This is a genomic window from Clostridioides sp. ZZV14-6153, from assembly GCF_020657855.1.
Classification (GTDB): Bacteria; Bacillota; Clostridia; order Peptostreptococcales; family Peptostreptococcaceae; genus Clostridioides.
Genome location: NZ_JAGWCZ010000014.1, coordinates 100,640 through 107,351, shown reverse-complemented (window position 1 = coordinate 107,351; position 6,712 = coordinate 100,640). Strand labels below are relative to the sequence as shown.

General features: G+C 30.2%; 6 protein-coding genes. 1 reads left to right on the top strand and 5 read right to left on the bottom strand.

Annotated elements, in window-relative coordinates:
* The first annotated feature begins 85 nt into the window (after positions 1–85).
* Positions 86–514 (top strand): hypothetical protein, encoded by a 429-nt coding sequence (locus KGF46_RS15835; protein ID WP_227828393.1) that lies wholly within the window; start codon positions 86–88, stop codon positions 512–514.
* A gap of 282 nt (positions 515–796) precedes the next feature.
* On the opposite strand, the gene secG is transcribed toward KGF46_RS15835, so the two are convergent.
* The 5 genes from secG to KGF46_RS15810 form a co-directional block, all read right to left on the bottom strand.
* Entirely contained in the window at positions 797–1,021 is a 225-nt protein-coding gene (gene secG / locus KGF46_RS15830) for a preprotein translocase subunit SecG (protein WP_003421948.1), read from the bottom strand.
* 362 nt (positions 1,022–1,383) lie between these two features.
* Positions 1,384–2,676, bottom strand: coding sequence for a phosphopyruvate hydratase (eno, locus tag KGF46_RS15825; RefSeq protein WP_227433777.1), 1,293 nt, complete (start codon positions 2,674–2,676; stop codon positions 1,384–1,386).
* Between the two features lie 411 nt (positions 2,677–3,087).
* Entirely contained in the window at positions 3,088–4,617 is a 1,530-nt protein-coding gene (gpmI, locus tag KGF46_RS15820) for a 2,3-bisphosphoglycerate-independent phosphoglycerate mutase (protein WP_413927283.1), read from the bottom strand.
* Between the two features lie 26 nt (positions 4,618–4,643).
* Positions 4,644–5,387 (bottom strand): triose-phosphate isomerase, encoded by a 744-nt coding sequence (gene tpiA, locus KGF46_RS15815; protein WP_227433775.1) that lies wholly within the window; start codon positions 5,385–5,387, stop codon positions 4,644–4,646.
* A 25-nt stretch (positions 5,388–5,412) separates the two neighbouring features.
* Complete coding sequence (locus tag KGF46_RS15810) at positions 5,413–6,615, bottom strand: phosphoglycerate kinase (protein WP_227839635.1); 1,203 nt, start codon at positions 6,613–6,615, stop codon at positions 5,413–5,415.
* Positions 6,616–6,712 lie beyond the last annotated feature (97 nt).

Below are 6,712 nucleotides of genomic sequence, written 5' to 3'. Positions count from 1 at the left end.
TAGCTTAGGCAAGGCGAGGTTCAGTGAAGAAGGAAAAATCTCGATATGGATATATTTGACCATATTTTGAGTAGCAGAAATATTAATGAAGAAAATACTCTATAGTATTACAATACTATTTCAAATTGCTTTTCTAATAGGATGTAAGGTCTTTGAAAAATATGCAAATACAAGAATGGGAATGCACAGGTGGGTCACATACACTAACAGAAACTTTGAAAGAGATTATCCTATTGAATCACTTAAAATAGCTCTAATAGGTATTCTTATCGCTTTTACTATAATTGCAATTATATTGCTAATTCAAAACACCATTTTAAAAAAGAACTATAATTTATTTGGTAAATTAATGGGGCTTTTGACAATAATAATCAACACTCTTTTATTAAAGTTTATATTAACAAATACACAATATACTAATAGTTCCTACTTTTTTTTAATAATGATGCTTAGTATGGTATCTATTTTGCAAATCATCAAGTTGATTGTGTATACTAGAATGATTAAAAATTAGATATATCAAAGCTATATATATCTAAACTAGATATTAAAAGCTATATATTAGAAACTAGATATTAGAAACTGAATATTAAAAACTAGATATTAAAAAATTTATTTTATAAATATCTAACTCAATTCATAAAATAAAAGCTGGACTAATAATATAAAATCATTAGTCCAGCTTTTATTTTACGTACTTTTTTATGTTGACGTACTTTTATTAAAAACTAAATTTAATTTTTAAATGTAACCAAAATGCACTAATTAAATAATGGCCAGTTATTCAACAATATCACTACTTCTTAACTATAAGTAGTGCCAATGCATTTATAAAAAATAATACTGCTGTTATTTTTGTAACTCTAGCAAGAAATGCTTGTTTTCCTTTTGGTTTAAAGTAAGCTTGACTTCCTTCTCCACCAAACTCTGAAGGTAAAGCATTCTTAGAATCTTGAGGCATTATGCTAATTACTAGTAAAATCCCTAGTACTACTTGCACACCCATTAAAATGTTGCTCATTCTTGCCCCTCCTATCTTTTTATTACTTAAATTTCATTACTCTTTAGTGTATCACAATAATATAGTCATTTCAAGACTATTATGCTATAAATCACAAACAAAACTGGTATCAAACTGCTAGAAGATTTTACTGTATTTTTACATAGGAAAATTAATAAATTTTAGAAAGAAAAATATTTAAATCAAAATATATCTATAGTTTTGAATTATAGCAATTATTTCAAAGCTTTTATTTATTTTCTTCATAATAACTTAAATACAAAAAGGGATAAGTGCCTTGAAAAATCAATTAACACTCATCCCTTTTATTTCTTATAAGATAAACTTAAAATCTTTTATACTATCTTTTTAATCTTTAAAGACTATTTTTTTAAGTTATAGAAAGATTTTAATCCACAGTATCTAGCTTGTTCTCCAACCATTTCTTCTATTCTTAATAATTGGTTGTATTTAGCAACTCTATCAGTTCTTGATGGAGCACCAGTTTTTATTTGTCCAGCATTTACTGCAACAGCTAAATCTGCTATAGTAGAATCTTCAGTTTCTCCTGATCTATGAGATATAACAGCAGTGTATCCTGCTCTCTTAGCCATTTCTATTGCATCTAGAGTTTCAGTTATTGTACCTATTTGGTTAACTTTAACTAATATAGAGTTAGCTACTCCATTTTCAATTCCTTTTTCTAATCTTTCTGTATTAGTAACAAATAAGTCATCTCCAACTAATTGTAATTTGTTTCCTAATTTTTCAGTTAATAATTTCCATCCATCCCAATCTTCTTCATCTAAACCATCTTCTATAGTTATTATTGGGAAGTTGTTTGACCAGTCTTCATATAAAGCAACCATTTCAGCAGCAGTTAATTCTTTTCCTTCTCCAGCTAAAACGTATTTTTTAGTTTCTTTGTTGTACATTTCTGTAGCAGCAACGTCAAGTCCTAACATAACATCTTCACCTGGCTTATATCCAGCTTTTGTTATAGCTTCAACTATTAATTCTAAAGCTTCTCTGTTTGAACCTAAGTTTGGAGCGAATCCACCTTCGTCACCTACACCACAAGCTAATCCTTTTTCTCCTAAAACTTTCTTTAATGAATGGAATACTTCTGCTCCCATTCTTAAACCTTCTTTAAAGCAACAAGCTCCTACTGGTAATATCATGAACTCTTGAACATCAACGTTATTATCAGCATGTTCTCCACCATTTAATATGTTCATCATTGGAACAGGTAATTGCTTAGCATTTACTCCACCTAAGTATTGGAATAATGGTAAACCTATTTCATCAGCAGCTGCTCTAGCTACTGCCATTGAAACACCTAATATAGCATTAGCTCCTAATTTACCTTTGTTTGGAGTTCCATCTAATTCTATCATCATTGCATCTATAGCTGGTTGGTCAAATGCATCCATTCCTTCGATTTCTGGTGCTATTATTTCATTTACGTTAGCAACAGCTGTTTCTACACCTTTTCCTAAGTATCTTCCTTTGTCTCCATCTCTTAATTCAACAGCTTCAAAAGCTCCTGTAGATGCACCTGATGGAACTATTGCTCTTCCCATTGCTCCATCTTCTAATACTACTTCAACTTCTACAGTTGGATTTCCTCTTGAGTCTAATACTTCTCTAGCATATACTAATTCAATAACTGACATTTGTATATCTCCCTTCGATTTTTCTATTAGTTAAATTTTCATTTACTGTAAACATCCGTCTACTAGTTTTAATCTACTTATTATATTATAGTACAGAAAGTTATTTTTGAAAATTAGATACAAATTTATTTGATGGGTAAATTTGTAAAAGTTTCTATTTTTATTTTATTTTTTATAATTTTTAACTTATCTGTTATTCAAAATCAATCTTCAATACATAAATATATAGATAGATTTAAAACATAAAACACAAAATGTACAACTAATGATTCTAATAATTTTTGATTTTATAATATATATTAATTATTATTTTTTACATCATTTTATTTAAACTTTATAAAATGCACTCAAACTAAAATACTTTTTAAGTTTATTTTATTGTAAGTTACTATCCTACTTACTTAAATTTAACTATTTTGAAATAAGTGAATGACCAGTCATTTCTTCTGGTTTTTCTAACTTCATCATATCTAAAACAGTTGGCGCTATATCAGATAATCTTCCTGCATCTAATAATTTTGCACCTTCAAATTCTTGTCCAACAACCACAAATGGCACTGGATTAATAGAGTGGGCTGTTACAGTCTTTCCTGTTTGTGGGTCTAACATGTATTCAGCATTTCCGTGGTCAGCAGTTATTATTGCACTTCCACCTAGCTCTATTATTTTATCTACTAATTTTCCTACACAAGTATCTACAGTCTCAACAGCCTTTATAGCTGCTTCAATACTTCCTGTATGTCCTACCATGTCAGGGTTTGCAAAGTTTAAAACTATAAAGTCAAACTTATCTTCTCCTAGTTTTTCTAAAGCTTTGTCTGTTAATTCATATGCAGACATCTCTGGTTGTAAGTCGTAAGTTGCAACTTTTGGAGAAGGTATTAATAATCTCTCTTCACCTTTGTTTGGCTCTTCTACTCCACCATTAAAGAAGAAAGTAACATGTGCATATTTTTCAGTTTCAGCAGCTCTTAATTGAGTTTTTCCATTCTTAGCTAAATACTCACCTAGAGTGTTAGTTAAAGATTGTGGACCAAATGCTATATGCACTTCTTTTATAGTTATATCGTACTCTGTTAAACATACAAAGAAGTTTTTAATTTCTTCTCTTTTAAATCCATCAAACTCTTCACTTACTAAAGCTCTTGTTATTTGTCTTGCTCTATCTGGTCTGAAATTGAAGAATATAATTGAATCATTTTCTTTTATACTTCCAACTGCTTTATCATCTTTAACAATAACTGTTGGCATTATAAATTCATCATTTTTTCCATTATCATAAGAGTTTTGAATAGCTTCTTCAATAGAAGTTGCTTTTTCACCAATACCTCTAACCATAGCATTGTATGCAAGCTCTACTCTTTCCCATCTCTTATCTCTATCCATTGCATAGTATCTACCAGAAACTGTAGCAAATTCCCCTACTCCAATTTCATTCATACTAGATTGTACTTCCTTAGCATATTCCAATGCACTTTGAGGGTCAGTATCTCTACCATCAGTAAATGCATGAACATACACTTTTTCTACACCTTTATCTTTTGCCATTTTGATTATGGCTTTAAGATGGTCTATATGTGAATGTACTCCACCATCAGACAAAAGACCCATTACATGAAGAGAATGTTCTTTTGCATTGTCCATAGCTTCACATAAAACTTCATTATTAAAAAAGTCACCCTCTTTTATAGATTTTGTTATTCTAGTTAAATCTTGATATACAATTCTACCTGCACCTATATTAGTATGACCAACTTCTGAATTTCCCATTTGACCATCAGGTAGACCAACATCAAGACCACTAGCATTTATTAATGTATTTGGATATTTTTTCATTATTCTGTCTAAATTAGGAATTTTGGATTCAGCAATTGCATTTCCCTTAACTTCCTTATTATATCCAAACCCGTCCATAATAATTAAAGCAACTGGTTTTTTCATCATTTCACTCCTTAGAAATTAACGCCTTAGAAATTAACAAGGTCTAAATAGTCATTAGCAGCTAAACTAGCTCCACCTACTAAAGCTCCATCTATATCACTTTGACCCATTATTTCAGCTACATTTGAAGGTTTAACACTTCCACCATATTGTATTCTAACTTCATTAGCTAATTCTCCATATAATCCTTTTATAACTTCTCTTATATAAGATATAACATCATTAGCATCTTCAGCAGTTGCAGTTTTACCAGTTCCAATAGCCCAGATTGGTTCATATGCAACAACTACTTTTGCTAAATCATCTTTAAGAACATTCTCTAAAGCTTTTTCAACTTGAACTTTACAAACATCTTTAGTTTTTCCAGCTTCTCTTTGTTCTAAAGTTTCACCAACACATAGTATTGGGTCTATTTCTACTTCTAAAGCTTTTAAAACTTTTTTGTTTACAGTTTCATCAGTTTCATTGAAGTATTGTCTTCTTTCTGAATGTCCTATTATAACATAGTCCATATCTATTTCTTTTAACATAAGAGGTGAAACTTCTCCTGTAAATGCTCCTTTTTCTTCAAAGTGCATATTTTGAGCACCTATCTTTATATTTGTACCCTTAGTAGCTTCTTTTAAATCCTTCAATAAAGTAAATGGTGCACATATAACAGCTTCTGCTTTATCAGCATTAACTTTCCCTTTAACTTCATTTACAAATTCTAAAGCTTCTTTTATTGTTTTATGCATTTTCCAGTTTCCTGCAATTATAGGTTTTCTCATTTTACAATCTCCTCTATATAGTAGTTTATTTATTATCTAATGCTGCAATACCTGGTAATTCTTTACCTTCTAAAAATTCTAGTGATGCTCCTCCACCTGTTGATACGTGAGTCATCTTATCACCAAACCCTAATTGATTAACTGCTGCTGCACTATCTCCACCACCAATTACAGTAGTTGCATCAGTTAATTCTGCCATAGCTTTAGCTACTGATAGTGTTCCATTTGCAAAGTTTTCAAATTCAAATACTCCCATTGGTCCGTTCCATACTACAGTTTTTGATTCTTTTATAGTTTTTACAAAGTTTGCTATAGTCTTAGGTCCCATATCTAGTCCCATATAATCTTCTTTTACATTAGCATCTTCTGTTACTATTGGAGTTGCATCTGGTGCAAAGTGGTCTGCCATAACAACATCTACTGGTAATAATAAATTAACGCCTTTTGCCTTAGCTTTTTCCATCATTTCTTTTGCATATTCTACTTTATCTATTTCAAGTAAAGATGTACCTACTTCATAACCTTGAGCTTTTAAGAATGTATAAGCCATTCCTCCACCTATTATTAGATTATCAACTTTTTCTAATAGTTCATTTATAACAGCTAATTTATCAGAAACCTTAGCTCCTCCAAGTATAGCTGTAAATGGTCTTACAGGATTTGCAACAGCTTCTCCTAAGAATTTTAATTCTTTTTGAATTAAGTATCCACAAACTCTCTCTTGTAAAAATTCTCCTGCTCCAACTGTTGAACAATGTGCTCTATGAGCAGTTCCAAATGCATCATTTACAAATATTTCAGCAAGTGAAGCTAATTCTTTAGAGTAGTTTTCTTCGTTTTTAGTTTCTTCTTTTCTATATCTAGTATTTTCTAATAATACTACATCTCCGTTTTCCATTTTTTCAGTAGCTTTTTTTGCATTTTCTCCTACAACATTATCATCTGCTGCAAATACAACTTCTTTACCTAACATTTCAGATAATCTCTTTGCAACTGGTGCTAAAGATAATTCTGGTTTAGCTTCTCCTTTTGGTTTTCCTAAATGAGAACATAGTATAACTTTTGCTCCTTTAGAAATTAAATATTGAATTGTTGGTAAAGCTCCGTTTAATCTATTTTCATCAGTAATTACACCATCTTGTAATGGTACATTAAAGTCACATCTCACTAATACTTTTTTCCCGCACACATCAATATCTTCTATAGTTTTTTTGTTTAGCATTGACATAAATATCTCTCCTTTTAATAAAGTAATTTTTTATTGCCAAGTATAATATAGTACATACTTTTACCCTATTAAATATATCATATTATCATATTTTTAT